This window comes from Streptomyces otsuchiensis (genome assembly GCF_004305975.1).
GTDB lineage: Bacteria > Actinomycetota > Actinomycetes > Streptomycetales > Streptomycetaceae > Streptomyces > Streptomyces otsuchiensis.
Genome location: NZ_BHZI01000122.1, coordinates 1 through 17,604, shown reverse-complemented (window position 1 = coordinate 17,604; position 17,604 = coordinate 1). Strand labels below are relative to the sequence as shown.

General features: G+C 72.4%; 15 protein-coding genes and 1 tRNA gene. 9 read left to right on the top strand and 7 right to left on the bottom strand.

Annotated features, from left to right (window positions below):
- From E0D90_RS13565 to E0D90_RS13540, 6 genes are all read left to right on the top strand, one after another.
- Window positions 1-1,016: PP2C family protein-serine/threonine phosphatase (locus E0D90_RS13565; RefSeq protein WP_130798308.1), on the top strand; the 1,016-nt coding region annotated here is incomplete at its 5' end.
- Between the two features lie 16 nt (window positions 1,017-1,032).
- Window positions 1,033-2,373 carry a vWA domain-containing protein gene (locus E0D90_RS13560; protein WP_130798306.1) on the top strand — a complete coding sequence of 447 codons (1,341 nt, stop codon included), beginning with the start codon at window positions 1,033-1,035 and terminating at the stop codon, window positions 2,371-2,373.
- A 20-nt stretch (window positions 2,374-2,393) separates the two neighbouring features.
- Window positions 2,394-3,401 (top strand): FHA domain-containing protein, encoded by a 1,008-nt coding sequence (locus E0D90_RS13555; protein WP_130798305.1) that lies wholly within the window; start codon window positions 2,394-2,396, stop codon window positions 3,399-3,401.
- A 190-nt stretch (window positions 3,402-3,591) separates the two neighbouring features.
- Window positions 3,592-4,320 (top strand): ABC transporter ATP-binding protein, encoded by a 729-nt coding sequence (locus tag E0D90_RS13550; protein WP_130798304.1) that lies wholly within the window; start codon window positions 3,592-3,594, stop codon window positions 4,318-4,320.
- Complete coding sequence (locus E0D90_RS13545; protein ID WP_130798303.1) at window positions 4,317-5,381, top strand: ABC transporter permease; 1,065 nt, start codon at window positions 4,317-4,319, stop codon at window positions 5,379-5,381. The genes E0D90_RS13550 and E0D90_RS13545 overlap by 4 nt, the downstream gene beginning before the upstream one ends.
- 151 nt (window positions 5,382-5,532) lie before the next feature.
- A complete protein-coding gene (locus E0D90_RS13540; RefSeq protein WP_103501299.1) occupies window positions 5,533-5,937 on the top strand; it encodes a globin in 405 nt (134 codons plus the stop codon).
- 52 nt (window positions 5,938-5,989) lie between these two features.
- Here the strand turns inward: E0D90_RS13540 and E0D90_RS13535 are convergent, their stop codons facing one another.
- The 3 genes from E0D90_RS13535 to ettA form a co-directional block, all read right to left on the bottom strand.
- The gene (locus E0D90_RS13535) at window positions 5,990-6,736 is read right to left on the bottom strand and encodes a DUF8010 domain-containing protein (RefSeq protein WP_130798302.1); all 747 of its coding nucleotides are present in this window, start codon (window positions 6,734-6,736) and stop codon (window positions 5,990-5,992) included.
- A 113-nt stretch (window positions 6,737-6,849) separates the two neighbouring features.
- Window positions 6,850-7,290 carry an acyl-CoA thioesterase gene (locus tag E0D90_RS13530; RefSeq protein WP_107499072.1) on the bottom strand — a complete coding sequence of 147 codons (441 nt, stop codon included), beginning with the start codon at window positions 7,288-7,290 and terminating at the stop codon, window positions 6,850-6,852.
- A 1-nt stretch (window position 7,291) separates the two neighbouring features.
- Window positions 7,292-8,956: an energy-dependent translational throttle protein EttA gene (gene ettA, locus E0D90_RS13525; protein ID WP_130798301.1), complete on the bottom strand. Its 1,665-nt coding sequence runs from the start codon at window positions 8,954-8,956 to the stop codon at window positions 7,292-7,294.
- Window positions 8,957-9,345: 389 nt separating this feature from the next.
- Between ettA and E0D90_RS13520 the strand changes: the two genes are divergently transcribed.
- Window positions 9,346-9,630, top strand: a complete 285-nt coding sequence (locus tag E0D90_RS13520; RefSeq protein WP_227870205.1) for a hypothetical protein — start codon at window positions 9,346-9,348, stop codon at window positions 9,628-9,630.
- Window positions 9,631-9,843: 213 nt separating this feature from the next.
- Here E0D90_RS13520 and E0D90_RS13515 read toward each other — a convergent pair whose 3' ends face one another.
- The 4 genes from E0D90_RS13515 to E0D90_RS13500 form a co-directional block, all read right to left on the bottom strand.
- Window positions 9,844-11,262, bottom strand: a complete 1,419-nt coding sequence (locus E0D90_RS13515) for a thioester domain-containing protein (RefSeq protein ID WP_103502857.1) — start codon at window positions 11,260-11,262, stop codon at window positions 9,844-9,846.
- Between the two features lie 150 nt (window positions 11,263-11,412).
- Window positions 11,413-11,919 (bottom strand): single stranded DNA-binding domain-containing protein, encoded by a 507-nt coding sequence (locus tag E0D90_RS13510; RefSeq protein WP_157996864.1) that lies wholly within the window; start codon window positions 11,917-11,919, stop codon window positions 11,413-11,415.
- A 313-nt stretch (window positions 11,920-12,232) separates the two neighbouring features.
- On the bottom strand, window positions 12,233-14,095 hold the full coding sequence (locus tag E0D90_RS13505; RefSeq protein ID WP_227870204.1) for a GTPase: 1,863 nt from the start codon (window positions 14,093-14,095) through the stop codon (window positions 12,233-12,235).
- Window positions 14,096-14,368: 273 nt separating this feature from the next.
- The gene (locus tag E0D90_RS13500; protein WP_130798298.1) at window positions 14,369-16,072 is read right to left on the bottom strand and encodes a dynamin family protein; all 1,704 of its coding nucleotides are present in this window, start codon (window positions 16,070-16,072) and stop codon (window positions 14,369-14,371) included.
- A 233-nt stretch (window positions 16,073-16,305) separates the two neighbouring features.
- Here E0D90_RS13500 and E0D90_RS13495 point away from each other — a divergent pair.
- Both E0D90_RS13495 and E0D90_RS13490 read left to right on the top strand, forming a co-directional pair.
- Window positions 16,306-16,378, top strand: a tRNA-Arg gene (locus tag E0D90_RS13495).
- 603 nt (window positions 16,379-16,981) lie between these two features.
- Window positions 16,982-17,604 (top strand): GNAT family N-acetyltransferase (locus E0D90_RS13490; protein WP_130798297.1); only part of this gene is annotated, 623 nt, incomplete at its 3' end.

Below are 17,604 nucleotides of genomic sequence, written 5' to 3'. Positions count from 1 at the left end.
CCGCCACACCGGTCGACCCCCGCGTGTCGTCCGAGGACCCCGCGCCCGCCGCACCGCCCTGCGCGGTGTGCGGCTCCGGCCCGGTGGCCGCGGACGGCTACTGCGAGGAGTGCGGACGCACCCAGCCCGGCGACCGCGACCACGTCGAGCGTTCCCTGGACGGGGTGGCCGCCGTCAGCGACGTCGGGCTGCGGCACCACCGCAACGAGGACGCGTTCGCGATTTCCGCCACCGCCCTGCCGGACGGTTCCCCGGCGGTGATCGCCGTCGTGTGCGACGGCGTCTCGTCCTCCACCCGGCCGCACGAGGCGTCCGCCGCCGCGGCCGAGACCGCCGCCCAATCGCTGCTGGCGGCGCTCCCCCGTGGCGCCACCGGTCAGCAGGCGATGCACGAGGCGCTGATGAGCGCGGGCCACGCGGTCAACGCGCTCGCCGACCGGGACAAGGTGCCCGGCCGCAACGCACCCGCGTGCACCGTTGTCAGCGCCGTGACGACGGGCGCGGAACTGACCGTCGGCTGGATCGGCGACAGCCGCGCCTACTGGCTGCCGATGGAGGGGACCGCCCACCCGATCCGGCTGACCGAGGACGACTCCTGGGCGGCCCAGATGGTCAAGGCCGGCCTGATGTCCGAGGAGGAGGCGATGGCGGACCGGCGCGCCCACGCCATCACCGCGTGGCTCGGGGCCGACAATCCCGAACTGGAGCCGCACACCGCTTCGTTCAAGCCGGACCGGGCCGGTGTGGTGATCGTCTGCACCGACGGGCTGTGGAACTACGCCGACGGCGCGGAGGAGATGGCCGCCAAGGTCACGGCCGAGGCCCGGACCGCGCCGCTGCCGAGCGCGCAGCGGCTGGTGCGGTTCGCCCTCGACTCCGGCGGGCACGACAACGTGACGGTGGCCGTGATCCCCTTCCCGACGCCCGGCGGCCGGCCACTTCGCGCCGCCCCTGAGAGCACAGGCAGGGCGCCGCTGCCGCCGACCGCCACCCAGCACGTACCCAGGGCCGAGTGAAGCCGGAGTACCGCAGATGGCAGAGCAGTCGACATCGCCCGCCGAGCCGCGATTCTCGGTGGACGTCTACCAGAACGAGTTCCTGCCCGAAGGCGGGACCGAGGTCAACGCGATCGTGACGGTCGCCGCCTCCGGGGGCTCCGCCCGCGCCGGTCTCGCGGGCGGAGCCGGCACGTCCGGCGGCTCCCCGGGCGCCGCCGTGGTGATCATGGTGGACTGCTCGGGCTCCATGCGGTACCCGATGGTCAAGATGGACAGCGCCCGCGAGGCCACGGCCGCGGCGATCGGCGCGGTCCGTGACGGCGTCGCGTTCGCCGTCGTCGCGGGAACGCACCGCGCCACCGAGGTCTACCCCGGCGACGGCGGGCTCGCCACCGCCGGGCCGACGACGCGTGCCGCCGCCCGCGAGGCGCTCGCCGCCCTGAAACCGGGCGGCGGGACCGCGATCGGTACCTGGCTGTCCCTGGCCGACCGGCTGCTGGCCACCTCCGACGCCCGGCTGCGCCACGGCATCCTGGTGACCGACGGGCGCAACGAACACGAGGAGCCCGAGCGGCTGCGACAGACGCTGGCGGAGTGCGCGGGCCGGTTCACCTGCGACGCTCGCGGGGTGGGCACCGACTGGGCGGTGGCGGAGGTCCGGCAGGTCGCCGCCGCACTGCTCGGCAGCGCCGACATCGTGGCCGAACCGGCCGGGCTGGCCGCCGACTTCACCGCGATGATGGAGGCCGCGATGGGCAAGGAGGTCCCCGATGTCGAGCTGCGGCTGTGGACCCCGGCCGGCGCCGGGCCGCTCTTCGTCAAACAGGTCGCCCCCGCCGTCGAGGACCTCACCCACCGCCGCACCGAGACGGGCCCCAGGGTGGGCGCCTACCCGACCGGCTCGTGGGGCGAGGAGTCCCGGGACTACCACATCAGTGTCCGGGTGCCGGCGGCCGAGGTCGGGCAGGAGATGCTGGCCGGCCGGGTCACCCTGACCACCTCGGACGACGAGGGCCTTCCGCTCGCCCTCGGCCAGGGCCTGATCCGCGCCGTGTGGACCGACGACACCGCCGTCTCCACCAGGATGAGCCCGCAGGTCGCGCACTACACCGGACAGGCGGAGCTGGCCGAGGCGATCCAGGACGGCCTCGAACTGCGCAAGTCCGGTGACCTGTACGGCGCTACGGCGAAACTGGGCCGCGCGGTCCAGCTGGCGCACCGCTCCGGCAACGCCGCGACCGCCCGGCTGCTGGCCAAGGTGGTGGAGGTGGACGACGCGGCGAACGGTACTGTTCGACTCAAGGCGACGGTGTCCGACGCCGACGAGATGACCCTCGAAACCCGGTCCACCAAGACGGTCCGGGTCAAGAGATGACCAGAGGGGGAGGCACTGACATGCCGACATGCCCGAACGGCCACCAGTCGATGGCCGACGACTGGTGCGAGGTCTGCGGTCACCGCGTGACGGCGGCCGCGGGCGGCAACCCGCCCCCCGGTTCCGGCTACTCACAGCCGCCCCCTCCGGGCTCCGCCTCCCAGCCCGAGCTGTGCCCGCAGTGCCGCACCCCGCGCGAGACGCGGGGCCCGTTCTGCGAGGAGTGCCGGTACAACTTCATGACCAACTCGCCGACCACCTACCTGCCGCCGCAGCAGGCCCAGTCGCCGCACGCCGGTTACCAGCAGCCCGGACCACACCAGGGGTACCAGCAGTTCCCCGAGCAGCAGTTCGCGGAACAGCAGTTCCCGGAGCAGCAGTTCCCGGAGCAGCAGTTCGCGGAATCACAGCCGCAGCAGCAGCCCGCCCACGCCCAGTACCCGGCACACGAGCAGGCATCGCGCGCCCCGCAGCAGTACCAGCCGGGGCCCCCGGCGCAGCCCGGCGCCCCCGCCCGGCCCGAGCAGAGCGGTGACTGGCTGCTCCCGCCGCCCTCGACACCGCCGGCCCCTCCCGGCCAGTCCGCGGACCCCCGTGCGGGCGGCTACGGCGGCGGCAGCGGAGGCGGGTGGCTCGTGACGATCGGGCCGGACCGCGAGTACTTCATGGCGATGATGCACCGGTCCGGGCCGGAGGCCGCCCAGCTGTCGCTGCCGGCGTACGCGCCCGAACAGCAGGTACCCCTCACCGGACGGCAGATCACCATCGGCCGTCGCCGCCAGTCCAGCGGGCAGACCCCCGACATCGACCTCGGCCGGGCGCCGGAGGACCCGGGCGTCTCGCACCAGCACGCGATCCTGGTGCAGCAGCCCGACGGCAGCTGGGCCGTGGTGGACCAGGACTCGACCAACGGCACCACGGTCAACGGCTCCGAGGAGCCGATCCAGCCGTTCGTTCCGGTACCGCTGAGCGAGGGCGACCGCGTCCACCTCGGCGCGTGGACGACGCTGACGCTCTACCGCTCCTGAGCCGCGCCGCGAGCTCCGGCGTACGGTCCACCAGCCCGCCGGTCCGCCGGTCAAGCGGGCTGCGGGACTGCGGGACTGTGGCGGGGCCCGGCGGGCGGGCGCGTAGCCGGTCCGTATCGCCGTGTCGCCGGTGCGTGGCCGGGGCACCCGGACCATCGCACGGTGTGAAGTACACACCTATGATCCAGCCATGACTTCTTCAGCGATCACAGCCGAGGGGCTTCGCAAGCGGTACGGGGACGTGCAGGCCGTGGACGGTGTGTCGTTCGAGGTCGAGGCCGGTGAGTTCTACGGGATTCTCGGCCCCAACGGGGCGGGCAAGACCACGACGCTGGAGATCGTCGAAGGACTGCGCGAACCCGACGAGGGCACCGCCCGGCTGCTGGGAGAGCTGTCCTGGCCGCGTAACACCGCGCTGCTGCGGCGGATCGGGGTCCAGCTCCAGGCGTCCGCCTTCTTCGAGAAGCTCACCGCCCGCGAACAGATCCGTACCTTCGCGTCGTTCTACGACGTCTCCGACGAACGCGCCGACGCGATGCTGGAGTCCGTCGGCCTGACCGACAAGGCCGATGTCCAGGACGACAAGCTCTCCGGCGGTCAGGCCCAGCGGCTCTCCATCGCCTGCGCCCTGGTGCACGACCCCGAACTGGTCTTCCTCGACGAACCCACCACGGGGCTCGACCCCCAGGCCCGCCGCAACCTCTGGGACCTGCTCCGGCGGATCAACTCCGAGGGCCGCACCGTGGTCCTCACCACGCACTACATGGACGAGGCCGAGACCCTCTGCGACCGGGTCGCCGTCATGGACAACGGCAAGATCCTGCGCGTCGGGCCGCCGCGCGAGCTGATCAGCGACCTCGGCGTCGACAGCCTCGAAGACGTCTTCCTCGAACTGACCGGGCGGGAGTACCGAGAGTGAGAACGCTGCGGAGCCTGTCCAAGGTCATGTACCTGGGCATGGTGCGGGACAAGTCGGCCGTCTTCTTCATGCTGCTCTTCCCGCTCATGTTCCTGCTGCTCTTCGGGGCGCTCTTCCAGAGCGAGGGGGGCACCCGCGTCACCGTCGCCCAGGTCGGTGACGTCGAGGTTCTGGACCAGCTCGGCGACGACCAGTTGGGCGCACTCGACGAGACCCTGCGCATCGAACGCGCCGGCGACCGCGACCGTGCGCTGGAGGACGTGCGCCAGGGCGACGTCGACGCGGCGATCTGGGAGGTGGACGGCGAGATCGAGCTGTATGTCTCCGCCTCCGACCCGGCGCGTTCCGGCACCGTCAACGGCATCGTCAACGGCCTGGTCCAGGAAGCCAACGTGGCCGCGACCGGCCAGGAACCGACGTACCGGATCACCGCCGGCCAGGTCGAGGACGAGTCGCTGAAGGCCATCCAGTTCTTCACTCCCGGACTGCTGGGCTGGGCCGTCGCCATGGGCGCCAGCTTCATGTCCGCGCTCACGCTGGTCGCCTGGCGCAAGAAGCGGCTGCTGCGGCGGCTGTGGCTGGCCCCGATCGGCCCGGGACAGGTGATCGGCGCGCGGGTCGGGGTGAGCCTGGGCCTGTCCATGGTGCAGCTCGCCGTCTTCCTGGGCGTCGCGATCATCCCGTTCTACGGGCTGCGGCTCACCGGGAACTGGTGGCTGTCCATCCCGCTCATCGCCTGCGGCACACTCGCCTTCATGGCGGTCGGCCTGGTGATCGGGGCGTGGGCGAAGACCGAGGAGTCCGCCAACGGCGCCCTCCAGATCACCATCCTGCCCATGGCGTTCCTGTCGGGGTCGTTCTTCCCGACGGACGGCATGCCGGGGTGGCTCCAGACCGTCTCGCACGTGCTGCCGCTGAAGTGGCTCAACGAGGCGATGATGTCGGTGCTCTCCCGGGGTGGCGGCTGGTCCGACGCGCTGCCCGCGATGGGGGTGCTCCTGCTGTTCGCCGCGGTGCTCACCGCCATCGCCGCCAAGCTGTTCCGCTGGGACAGCGCCTGACCCGCCTGACCCGCGCCGGACCGACACCGGTGGGGGCCGGCGGCCCCGATCGGGCCGCCGGACGGGGCCCCGCGTGCCGTCGCACGCGGGGCCCGTCCGGCCATGGGCCTACGCCCGCCGTCCTCGGCCGGTCGTCTGAGACGATGGACGGGTGACTCAGATCCCGCACGGCAAACTTGAGACCACCACGTTCTACGAGCAGGTGGGCGGCGAGGAGACGTTCCGGCGACTGGTCCGGAAGTTCTACGAGGGCGTCGCGGAGGACCCGCTGCTCCGTCCCATGTACCCCGAGGAGGACCTCGGCCCGGCCGAGGAACGGTTCGCGCTCTTCCTCATGCAGTACTGGGGCGGCCCGCGCACCTACAGCGACAACCGCGGCCACCCCCGGCTGCGGATGCGCCACGCCCCGTTCACCGTCGACCGGGCGGCGCACGACGCCTGGCTGCGCCACATGCGCGACGCGATCGACAGCCTCGACCTCTCCCCCGACCACGAGCGGCAGCTCTGGAACTACATGGTGTACGCCGCCGGTTCCATGATCAACACACCCGGCTGACCCCGGGGCGCCGGGGCTGCCGCCACCGCGTGGCCCGGTCGGCGGGCGGCCCTCAGGCCGGGCCTACCGGAAGCACCGGGGTCAGGCTCAGCCCCGGCCCGGAACCGGTACGCACGGCGATCGAGCCGTGAGCGGTCCGCAGCCGAAGCCAGCCACCGGCGGAGAGTACGGCGACGGACCCGGCCGTCACATCGGTCACATCGGTCACCGGCGCGGGCGGTGCGGGTGCGGGTGCCGCGGCCGAAGCCTCCGGAGCGTTCACGTCGTGCAGGAAACCGAGGGCATGAGCGGCGTGCACCGCGCGCAGCGGCAGCGCGGTACCGGGCAGGACACGTCCCCAGATCTCCTCCGCCAGCGCGTCGAGCGACGAGCGGGTGCGGTGGGCCGTCGGCATCGCCTCACTGCGGGAGCGGAACTCCGCCACCACCCCGGCAGCGGCGCCGCGCACCTCCCCCAGCGCGGGGTCGGACACCCGGCGCCACGCACCGCGCGGCGGGAGGACTCCCGCCCACGGCGGCCCGGTGACGGGCGGCGGAACGCTGAGCCCGGCACCCGCCTCGTCGATGCCGTCGAGCAGCTGCCCCACCGAGACGGTGGCATCGAGATCGGCGGGCTCGGCCAGCCGGCTCGGGCGCACCGCCAGCACCTCGAACCTGGCGGGCCGGGTGAAGGCGGCCAGCACCCCGTCGCCGGAGGCGCGCAGCCGTACGACGGCGGCCTTGTCCCACCGCAGCTGCCGGGTGAGGAAGGCCGCGAGACCGGCGGCGTCCGCCGTCTCCCTGAGACTCAGCGTGGTCATGGCCGTCCGTTTCCGTCGGTGCTGCTGTCTGCCGGTCCGTGCCGCGACCCGGGGGCCTCCCCGTTACGGCACGTGCCCCGCCGGACGGGCCGGCGGGGCACGGTGCTGACGGGTCAGGCGGCGTCGCCGGCGCCCGCCGCGTCGTCGTAGTACTGCTCCAGCATCTCGCGCTCGGCGGAGGTCAGCCGACGCGGACGCTGGCGTTCGAGATCGAACGGGACGATCACCGTCGAGGCACGCACGAAACGGGTCTCCCCGTCGAGCACCTCGTAGCCGAAGGTCGCCGACACCGCGCCGATCTTGGTCACCCAGATCTCGATGGTGACCGGCTCGTGCCGGTGCACCAGCGGCTTGAGGTAGTCGATCTCGTGGCGGGCGACCACGGAGCCGCCGGTGAAGGGCTCACCGTCGGCCCCGGAGCCGACCTCCCGCGCCAGGCGCCACATGAAGTCGATCCGCGCCTCCTCCAGATACCGGAGGAAGACGACGTTGTTGACGTGCCCGAAGGCGTCCATGTCCGACCAGCGCAGGGGGCACCGGAATACGTGACGCACCTCAGCCCCGCGTCAGCTTCTTGTACGACGCGCGGTGGGGGCGCGCCGCGTCCGGGCCGAGCCGCTCGATCTTGTTCTTCTCGTAGGACTCGAAGTTGCCCTCGAACCAGAACCACTGCGAGTTGCCCTCGTACGCGAGGATGTGGGTGGCGACCCGGTCCAGGAACCACCGGTCGTGGGAGACGACCACGGCGCAGCCCGGGAACTCCAGCAGCGCGTTCTCCAGCGACGACAGGGTCTCGACGTCGAGGTCGTTGGTCGGCTCGTCGAGGAGCAGCAGGTTGCCGCCCTGCTTGAGGGTGAGGGCCAGGTTCAGGCGGTTGCGCTCACCGCCGGAGAGGATGCCGGCCGGCTTCTGCTGGTCCGGGCCCTTGAAGCCGAACGCGCTGACGTAGGCCCGAGAGGGCATCTCGACATGGCCGACGTTGATGTAGTCCAGTTCGTCGGAGACGACCGCCCACAGCGACTTCTTCGGGTCGATGTTGGAACGGTTCTGGTCCACGTAGGCGATCTTGACGGTCTCGCCGACCTTGATGGAGCCGCTGTCCGGCTCCTCCATGCTCTGGATCATCTTGAACAGGGTGGTCTTGCCGGCACCGTTCGGGCCGATGACACCGACGATGCCGTTGCGCGGCAGCGTGAACGAGAGGTCGTCGATCAGGACCTTCTCGCCGAACGCCTTCCCGAGGTGGTCCACCTCGACCACGACGTTGCCCAGACGCGGGCCCGGCGGGATCTGGATCTCCTCGAAGTCCAGCTTCCGCATCTTGTCGGCCTCGGCCGCCATCTCCTCGTAGCGTGCCAGCCGCGCCTTCGACTTCGCCTGGCGGCCCTTGGCGTTGGAGCGGACCCACTCCAGCTCGTCCTTCAGGCGCTTCTGCCGCTTGGCGTCCTTCTGGCCCTCGACCTTGAGACGGGTCTGCTTGGTCTCCAGGTACTTGGAGTAGTTGCCCTCGTAGCCGTGGGCGCGGCCCCGGTCGAGCTCCATGATCCACTCGGCGACGTTGTCCAGGAAGTACCGGTCGTGGGTGATGGCGACGACGGTGCCCGGGTACTTCGCCAGGTGCTGCTCCAGCCACTGCACGGACTCGGCGTCCAGGTGGTTGGTGGGCTCGTCGAGCAGCAGCAGGTCGGGCGCTTCGAGCAGCAGCTTGCACAGGGCGACGCGGCGCTTCTCACCACCGGAGAGGTTGGTGACCGGCCAGTCGCCGGGCGGGCAGCCCAGCGCGTCCATGGCCTGCTCCAGCTGTGCGTCCAGGTCCCACGCGTTGGCGTGGTCCAGCTGCTCCTGGAGCTTGCCCATCTCCTCCATCAGCGCGTCGGTGTAGTCGGTCGCCATCTGCTCGGCGATCTCGTTGAACCGGTCGAGCTTGCCCTTGACCTCCGCGACGCCGTCCTCGACGTTCTCCAGAACGGTCTTGGACTCGTCCAGCGGAGGCTCCTGGAGCAGGATGCCCACGGAGTAGCCCGGGGAGATGAAGGCGTCACCGTTCGACGGCTGCTCCAGACCGGCCATGATCTTCAGCACGGTGGACTTACCGGCGCCGTTGGGGCCCACGACACCGATCTTCGCGCCGGGCAGGAACGCCAGCGTGACGTCGTCGAGGATCACCTTGTCGCCGTGCGCCTTACGTGCCTTGCGCATGGTGTAGATGTACTCAGCCAAGAGATACCGTCCGGCAGTCGAAGAGTGGCAGTGGGCAACGGTCCCCATCCTGCCGCATGCCCGGCCCCCGGCGGAAATGCGGGCCTCCGGCGGTGGCCGGAGGGCGGGGCGGGGCGGCGCGAACCGACCGCGCCCTCCGGGCGGGCGGCCCCGGCTCACGGCGCGCACGCGGGCGCGCGAGTGCGGGCGGGGCGGGCACGTGCGGGCGGCTGCGGCCGAGTGGCTGCGCGTCCGCCGGGGAACCCGCGCGGCGGTGGCCTCCGGAGCGAGCGGACGGCCCGGGGCCGGTCCCGGGCCGGGTGGCCGCGCCGGGCATCCGGCCGAAGCCGAGGTGCGGGACGGTGGCGGCGCCCGCACGGTGAGAGGAGTCGAAGCCACCTGGAGGCGGAATGATCGTGCAGATGCTCCACGAGCGGGGCTTGCGCAGCGAGCACGTGTACTGTGCCGCGGCGGCGTCGGTCGGCTTGTCGGTAGTGACCTGGCTGGGTTCCCTGAAGGCCGAGCGCGGCGGCGGGCAGGCCCGGGCCGACCGCTGGGGGATCTTCGTCGGCGAGTGGGCGCCGACGCTGTTCGGACTCGGCATCGCGCTCTCGCAGTACGAGCGGGACGAATGGCCGCACGGGGACGAGTTCGCGGACGACGAACCCGCGACCGGCACGGCCGGTCTGGCTTAGGTCCTGCCGGGTGAACCACGCCGTCGGAGACCGGCACCGAGGGGTCCACCCGCCGCCGGCCCTCCCCGGGCGAGCGCGCCGGCGGCGCAGGCCGCGAACGACCGCACCCGGCCCCCTTGGACCACCCTTGCGGGCGGCCCCGGAGCCGGGTGCGGTCAGCGGTCCGGGCGGCGGTCAGCGCCGACGCTCAGATCCGGTGCGAGTAGTGCGTCGTCAGGCCTTGGACTTCTTGCGGAGGAAGAAGACCGCGGCACCGCCGGCCACCAGCAGCGCGATGGCGATGCCGGCGATCATGGTGACGTTGCTGCTGCTGCCGGTCTCGGCGAGGTTGGGCTCCTCGCTGTCCCCCGCGGGGGTCGGCTCGTTCGGAGTGTCGGTCTCCTCGGGGGCCGGACCCTCGCCCTCCGAGTCGCTCTCGCAGTCGAGGATGCCCTCGAAGCGGCCGACCTCGGTGGTGCCGTCCTCGTCGAGGACGACGATCTCGTAGCCCTGCTTGTTCTCGACCGGGACGGTGATGGTGCCGGACTCGCCCGGGGCGACGACCTGCTCCTGGCCGTCGAGCTCGAAGGTGTAGTCCTGCGTGCCGTTGTTGGTGACGGTGACGGCGACGCCACCGGCGACGCAGTCCTCCTTGGCGGTGACGGTCGGCAGCGGCTCGTCGGTGCCCTCGGAGGCCCACTGGGCGCTGGCGTCGACAGAGACCGAGGAGTCGGTCGAGCCGGCCAGGATCATGGTCTGGGTCCGGGTGCTCACACCGGTGAAGGCGCGGCCGACGGAGACCGGGGTGGTGACGCTCGCGGTGAAGGACGCGGAGCCGTCGGCGGCGTCGGCGGGGACGTCGAAGAACAGCTCGGTGCCGTTGGCGACCGGGGTGGAGTCGCTGATGAGGTTGCCCTGACCGTCGACGACGGTGACACCCTGAGCAGCGGCCTCGCCGTCGGCGCTGACGACGACCGAGTCGGAGTTGGTGCTCACCGTGACCGGGCCGAGCTTCTCACCCGCGGTGCCACCGACCTGGTTGGGGCCGAGCGCGAGCGACGGCACCTCGGGCTCGGGGATCTCCTGGGCCTCCGCGCGCAGCCACTCGGCCAGCTTCTTGGCGTCGTCGCTCTTGGGGCTGGCCTCGACCTTGTCGGAGAAGTACCAGATGGCGGCCTGGGTGCCCGCGGCGGCCTGCTCGGCGGTCAGGGTGTTGGCCCCGGCCTGCTCGGCGAGCGCGGCCAGGTCATCGACCTGCGGGTAGGAGTTCTGCAGGATCCAGTGGATCTTGCCGGCCTCGACGGGCTTGTTGGCCAGCGAGGAGGAGTCCCAGCCGGTCTCCTGGTAGGCGTGCTCGTTCTGAGCGGGGGTACCGAAGTCGATGCAGTACGTCTTGACCGTACCGCCGCCGTGGACGTCCATGGAGAACAGACCGGCGCGGTAGTCGGCCTTGCTGCCGTTGCTCCGGGTGACCTCGACCGTGTCGTAGGTCTCCAGACCCTTGAGCGTGGCGGTCGCGCCACCGGTGCGCGCGGTGTTGTTCTCGTCCGCCGCGGCGGTGCCCGCCGTCGCGAGGGCGCCGCCCGCGAAGAGCGCGGTGGCGACAGCCGTCGCCGCGAGGCGGGAGACCAGCCGCCTGCGTACAGAAATCATGTATGTCCCCTCCACGAGAGGCACGGGGTCGCAGCCGCAACTCTTTGCGCAGGCCGATCAGTACACCCGTGCGTACGCCGGGATCGTAGAGAGCCCAATCTGTCGGTGTCCCCTCGGTGTCGGGCGATCACGCGCACCGAGGTCGAATCGTTACCTACGGTCCGTCAGAAAAGCGGATTTATTAGGCCCCTGGGTACGCAGGCCACCACGCTGGGACCCTGTCCGAGGGCCACGTGGCGGCAGCGGTCGCCTCGCGCGGGCGACCCGGTGGAAGGTGGAGACCCCGTGGGCGAGGTTGTGACCGATGGCGACCGCCTCGATGTGCGCGAACGCCGCGTACTCGCCGGGCGGCCGGTCCCGTCCCCCGCGCGACTGCGCCGCGCCCGTCCCCCTGCCGCCCGGTGGCAGCCGGAGCTTCCCGTGCACCACCAACGGCTCGCCGCACACCACCGATTCGAGGAGGTTCACCGCCATCTCCTGGCGGGCCCACACGGTGTACCGGCTGAGCCACCGCTCCCGCCAGGCCGCCCGCTCGGCGTCATAGCGCCGCTCCGGCACATCCATCCGAAAACACACCACCCGCGCACCACGCGGGGTGGTCCTGCGCTCGACCGCCGAGGAGGCGTGTCCCGTCACTGTCGTCCAGGTCTCGTTCATGGATCCAGGATGGGCACATCCGGCGACATTCCGCCGAAGCCTGTGGACAACTCGGCACCTGTGGATAACTCGCTCACTCGTGCGAGTGAGTTCACGAGTGAGGGCTTCCGCCGGACCGGAACCCAGACCTAGCGTCATCCCCGTGGCCACCGCCTCCGCCGCCGCCACACGTCCCACAACCGACATCAGACGAACGGGATTCGACGACCGACGATCGACGACCGACTACGACGCAGAATCCGCCCCGTGTCCGGCCCTCCCACAGTTCTCCCCCAGCACGGGCAGCGCACCGCACCGCACCCGACGACACCGGTCAGCGGGTGTCGAGACCGCCCGCCGCCGCCACGAACTGCTCGCGGACCTCCCGGTAGCGCAGCAACTCCGCCGCCACCGGCTCCAGCACCAGCGACCGGCCACATCCGGCGGCGATCCGCCGCAACCGTTCCTCCTCCCGCTGACCCCAGGCCCGCGCCGGCCCCCGCGAGGCGATACGACACACCCAAGCCAGCAGAGGCGCCCCAAGCGACCCACCGACCAGCAGGGTGACCGGCAGCCAGCCGCTGGCGACCGGATAGCCGAAGGCAGCCGTCAACAACCAGCACATCCCCAGCAACTGAGCGGTCATCAGGAGCGCCTGCCCGATGATCGCCACCGTCCACCAAGCGGGCCGCGCGGGCCCCGGCCGGACCGCTGCCTCCGGGCCGAGACCGGGGCGGGCGGCGAGCGCCTCCTCCAAGGCGTCGGGGAGTCGCTCCGCCCCTCTCCAGGCGGCGTCCCGCACAGCCTGCGCCCAGGGGGTGGGCAGTTCGGTCGCCGCTTCGGCGGCGACGGTGCGCACGGCCTCCGCGATCACGGGCCGGGAGACCACCGGGGGCTCACCGAGCCGACCCCCACGTGCGCTGAGCGCCGGCGGCTCACCACGTCGGCTGGCCCGGCGGTCGGCCAGTCTCTTCGTCAACTGTGCCCAGGGGGTTCCACAGGCGCGCTCGGAACGGCGCGACCAGCCCCGTTCGGCGGCCCGCCCCGCGGCCGGGGCACCGACGGCGTGGGCCAGTCGCTCCTCGAACTCCTCCCGGGAGCGAGGCGTCAACCCGGTCGGCGCCTGCACGTTGTCCGCGACGCACACCGGGCGCAGCCGCCGGGTGACACCGTCGACGTCCGCTGCCAGACGCCGGGCCGCGGCGGTCCTCGACGCCACCAGTTCACCGACGGTTCGGCGGAGTTCGGGCACCCCGTCGCCGGTGAGGGCGGAGACCGAGAGCACACCGGCGCCGGGCTCACCGTGCTCTCCGAGGGCGATGCCCCGTTCGTCCAGAAGTCTGCGCAGGTCGTCCATGATCGCTTCGGCCGCGTCGGTGGGCAGCCGGTCGATCTGGTTCAGCACCACGATGGTGACCTCCGCGTGTCCGGCGAAGGCCCGCAGATAGCGCTCGTGCAGCACGGCGTCGGCGTACTTCTCGGGGTCGACGACCCAGATGACCGCGTCCACCAGCGCGAGCAGCCGGTCCACCTGCTCGCGGTGGCTCTCGGCGACGGAGTCGTAGTCCGGTAGGTCGAGCAGGACGAGCCCGTGCAGCCCCGGGTCCACCACATGGGCGCGGCGGCGTGAGCGGCTGGGGATGCCCAGCCGCTCCAGCAGACCGTCGGCCCTGCTGGAACGGCCGGCCTCCCAGGTACAGGAGACCGCGGTGGCCGTGGTGGGCCGCCGGACGCCGGATTCGGAGAGCTGTGCTCCGGCCATGGCGTTGAAGAGAGTCGACTTACCACTTCCGGTGGCGCCTGCGATCGCCACGGTGGTGTAGGTACGGGGCAGCCGGGTGCGGGCCTCGGCCTCGTCCAGAAGCCGGCCGGCCTCGACCAGCGAGGAGGCGTCCAGCCTGGTGCGGGAGAGTCCGACGAGTTCACGCAGTGCGGCGAGCCGTACCGCGAGGTCCTGGTCGGCGGCGGACGGTGGTTCGTTCTCGGTGTGCACGGGGCTGGTCCGGGCTGGCGCGGGCACGCTGATCACCGGCTCCGCCTCCGGGACCAGCTCCTCGCCGTACACGTCCGCGTAGGGCTGACCGCGCCGCTCGGGTGGCGGGGTCTCCCCCGGCCGCGCCCTTCGTGCGATCACGCCGTCGTCCCAGGCGTCGGCGGCCCTCTCGGGCTGCGGCGCCGTGGTGGTCTCCTCCGGCACGGTGTCCTCCTCGTCCTGCCTCGTTCTGTGTTGTCCTCTGCCGTGTTGCGCACTGTCTTCGGGTGTCCTCAGCCGCCGCTCTCGCTCACACCGGGCTGCCCGCCCGTCGCCCGGGTGTCGCGCCCGCCTCCCCGGAACCGCACGGCGCGGGGCGGAAACGCGCGGCCCTCACCGCTCCGCCCCCGCCCCGCTGCCACCGCCGGTTCCGTCGCCCGGCCGGACGCTCCCCCGGACGCCTCCGGCCGGCCCGGGTGCGCCCGGCAGCGACACGGGCTACGCCGGGATGTGCCGCTTGAGGACGGACAGGGCGGCGATCAGCTCGACCTGGTGGTCGACGGTCACGTCCAGCCGGTGCAGAGCGGCTCCGCGTCGGTCCCGCTCCGTAGCGATGACCCGTTCCACGAACTCGGCGATCATGCGTTCGGCCCGCCTGCGCAGGCGCCCCGCGGCCGACGGTCCGAGCAGTGCGCTCAGCGCCTCGGTCGCGGGCATGGCGTCCCTGGCACCGAGCAGCCCCGCCATCAGCAGCGCCGCGGTCTCCCCCGCGTCGCCGAGCGGCGCCGGGCGGGCGTCGCGGCCTCCCGATCCCACGGGCTGGGCGGGCATCGCGTCCAGGGCGATGCGCGCCTCCTCCTCCGCCAGTTCCTCCAGGCAGCGGCGGAGCCGGCGCACCAGGACACCCGTGCGCTCCCGGGTGTCCGCCCCCTCCTGGGGGTCGCCCGCAGGTGCTCCGGGCTGCCGCAGCCAGGCGGCGGTCGTCTCCTCGTCGGCGCCCATGACGGCCTCGGTGAGCATGCTGGTCATGCCGTCGGTGAAGGCGTCCAGCAGTTCGTCGCTGCTGGAGTCGTCCGGGAAGGCCAGCCACTGGGTGCGGGCCTGTCCGGTCAGCAGCCCACCGGTGGCGAGCGTGTCGTGCACGCGCTGTTCGGCGCTCCGGTAGGCGCCGCGCAGTTGCTGGTCGAGCCGGGAGGCGGCGGCGGTCTGCGCGGCGGCGGCGTTGGCGAGGGCGGTGACCCGGCCGCCGAGTGCGGCGAGCGCGCCGAGTGCGGTGCGGGAGGCGGCCACGGCTCGCATGGCGGGGTCCTGGGTGTGCTGGGAGAGCCACTTGCGCAGTGGGGCCACGGCGGTGGAGGGCAGGACCCCGGAGCCGCCCCGGGCGGATTCGGGCAGTTCGGGGACGGTGAAGCAGGGGACGTCGCCCAGCCCGGCGCGTTCCAGCAGCGTCGCGTAGTGGCGGGAGACCTCGGTGGCGACCTGGTGCGGCACCCGGTCGAGGACGGTGACGAGGGTGACCTGCCGTTCCCGGGCGCTGCGCAGCAGGTTCCAGGGCATCGCGTCGGCGTACCGGGAGGCGGTGGTGACCAGGATCCAGATGTCGGCGGCGCAGATGAGGTCGGCGGCGAGGTCGCGGTTCTGCGCGATCAGCGAGTCGACGTCGGGTGCGTCGAGCAGGGCCAGTCCGGCGGGGACGGCTCGGGAGGTCTCGACGGCGAGCGCCTGCTGGCCGTCGGGGGCCTCGTGCGGGGGTGTGGCCGGGGTGTGCTCGTCGTCGTCCTGGCGGGGCATCCAGACCCGGCCGAGTTGCGGAAGTACGCGCTGGCCGGCGAACCAGTGGTGGTCGTCGGGGTGGCAGACGAGCACGGGGGTGCGGGTGGTGGGCCGGAGCACTCCCGCCTCCGACACGCGTCTGCCGACGAGTGAGTTGACCAGAGTGGACTTGCCGGCGCCGGTCGATCCGCCGATGACGGCGAGCAGCGGGGCGTCGGGTTCCCGGACGCGCGGCACCAGGTAGCCGTCGAGCTGTGCCAGCAGTTCGGCACGCGACCGGCGTGCGCGTTCGGCGCCTGGCAAGGCCAGTGGAAAGCGCGCCGCGGCGACACGCTCCCGCAGTGCGGTGAGTGTGTCCAGCAGTTCGGACTGAGCCTCCAAGATCGCCACATGCGAAGAATGCCCAATTTCAGCGGTTTTCTGAAGCATATTCCGCTGAACTTGCCGATTCCTTGCAGCAGACCGCTCTCACCGGCATAACGACTGCGCAACACCCCCCGCGCACACCGCCCAAATCGCTGCGCGGATCCAAGTCGCCTGCGATTATCGGGGCTGCTTCACTGGATCTCCACACGGGGGAGCAACAGCGAAGCAACCGGGACGAACCCCTCGACGCCCTATCCTGTGCCCTGGCACGGCCCGGCGACGGGGCTGACGTCCATGCCCCCGTAGCTCAGTGGATAGAGCAGGTGCCTTCTAAGCACTTGGTCGCAGGTTCGAGTCCTGCCGGGGGCGCCCCCGGAACCTCCCCTCCGGTGACTGTTTCCGCAGCTCAGGGGAGGTTCTTCCGGTTGCTCGACGGTGACGGCGCACGACGCTCGGAAGCGGTCGTGGCCGGGCTGTCCAGGAGGGTTTCCCCCACCGCGTCCGGCCCGCGTGCCGCGTCTCCCGCCGGTGGGTTTCGCCCGGGCCGAGACGAGGACCGCGGGCCGGACCGCCCCCTGGGCCGCGTTCGGATCGTCGCTTCCGTCCGGCTCGGTGGTCGCCGTCCGCCATTCGCGCGCCGGAGACGACGCGCTGTTCCGATTCGTCACCGATAATCACCCGTCCGGCCGACTCGGCGCCTCCCACCGGCGTGGCGCGGCACGAGAACCTCGTCCGGCGGCGCGCCGCCGACGGCTCGGGCGGCGGAACCGGTGCGTGGCGCTCCGAGTGTGCGGCGGAGATGGCGGCGTGGGCGCCGGGGAGTCGGGGAGTCGGGGAGTCGGGCGGAAGCGCGTGGAAGTTGCCCGCGCACGGCAGATGTTCGGGCGGCGTCCCACTCGGTCAGTCACACCGGCCGCCCCGTGCGCGGCAATCCGGTGGCGGGCCGGCGGCCGGCCGAGGACCCTCGGTGTGATGATCGAACTCCGCACCCTCACACCGGACGACTGGCGGTCGTGGCGCGCCCTTCGGCTGGCCGCGCTGGCCGACGCCCCGCACGCTTTCGGCTCCACGCTCGCCGCGTGGCAGGACGAAGGCGACCGTCCGCAGCGATGGCGGGACCGGCTCGCCCTGCCGCACTCCTCGTGTCTGGTCGCGACATCCGACGGGGTGCCGGTGGGGATGGCGGGCGGCGTGCCCTCCTCGACCCCGGAGTCGGTGGAGTTGGTGTCGATGTGGGTCACCCCCGAGGCCAGGGGGCGTGGCGTGGGCGAGCGGCTGATCGACGGTGTCGCGCACTGGGCGTCCGTCCGCGGCGCGAGCGCCCTGCGGCTGTCGGTCGTGCCGGACAACGCCCCGGCCATCGGCCTCTACCTGCGGGCCGGGTTCGTATTCACCGAGGAGAGGGGTGAGCTGCTGCCGTCGGGCCGTGGCCGTGAGCGGGTGATGGCCCGACGGCTGACCCCGCCCGCCGGGCGGCGGTCGACGGCGGCGGCTACCGTCGGGACGGTACGGGCCGACGAGACCGTGGCGGCGCGACGCGGAACCCCCGGAGCGACCTCCGGCGACGGGACCACTCCCCCCGTAGAGCCCACTCC

What these genes read in the sequence shown, in the direction of transcription:
- E0D90_RS13560 (WP_130798306.1), top strand. Translation starts at nt 1,033, where the DNA reads ATGGCAGAGCAGTCGACATCGCCCGCCGAGCCGCGATTCTCGGTGGAC.
- E0D90_RS13555 (WP_130798305.1), top strand. Translation starts at nt 2,394, where the DNA reads ATGCCGACATGCCCGAACGGCCACCAGTCGATGGCCGACGACTGGTGC.
- E0D90_RS13550 (WP_130798304.1), top strand. Translation starts at nt 3,592, where the DNA reads ATGACTTCTTCAGCGATCACAGCCGAGGGGCTTCGCAAGCGGTACGGG.
- E0D90_RS13535 (WP_130798302.1), bottom strand. Translation starts at nt 6,736, where the DNA reads ATGACCACGCTGAGTCTCAGGGAGACGGCGGACGCCGCCGGTCTCGCG.
- E0D90_RS13520 (WP_227870205.1), top strand. Translation starts at nt 9,346, where the DNA reads ATGATCGTGCAGATGCTCCACGAGCGGGGCTTGCGCAGCGAGCACGTG.
- E0D90_RS13515 (WP_103502857.1), bottom strand. Translation starts at nt 11,262, where the DNA reads ATGATTTCTGTACGCAGGCGGCTGGTCTCCCGCCTCGCGGCGACGGCT.
- E0D90_RS13510 (WP_157996864.1), bottom strand. Translation starts at nt 11,919, where the DNA reads ATGAACGAGACCTGGACGACAGTGACGGGACACGCCTCCTCGGCGGTC.
- E0D90_RS13500 (WP_130798298.1), bottom strand. Translation starts at nt 16,072, where the DNA reads ATGCTTCAGAAAACCGCTGAAATTGGGCATTCTTCGCATGTGGCGATC.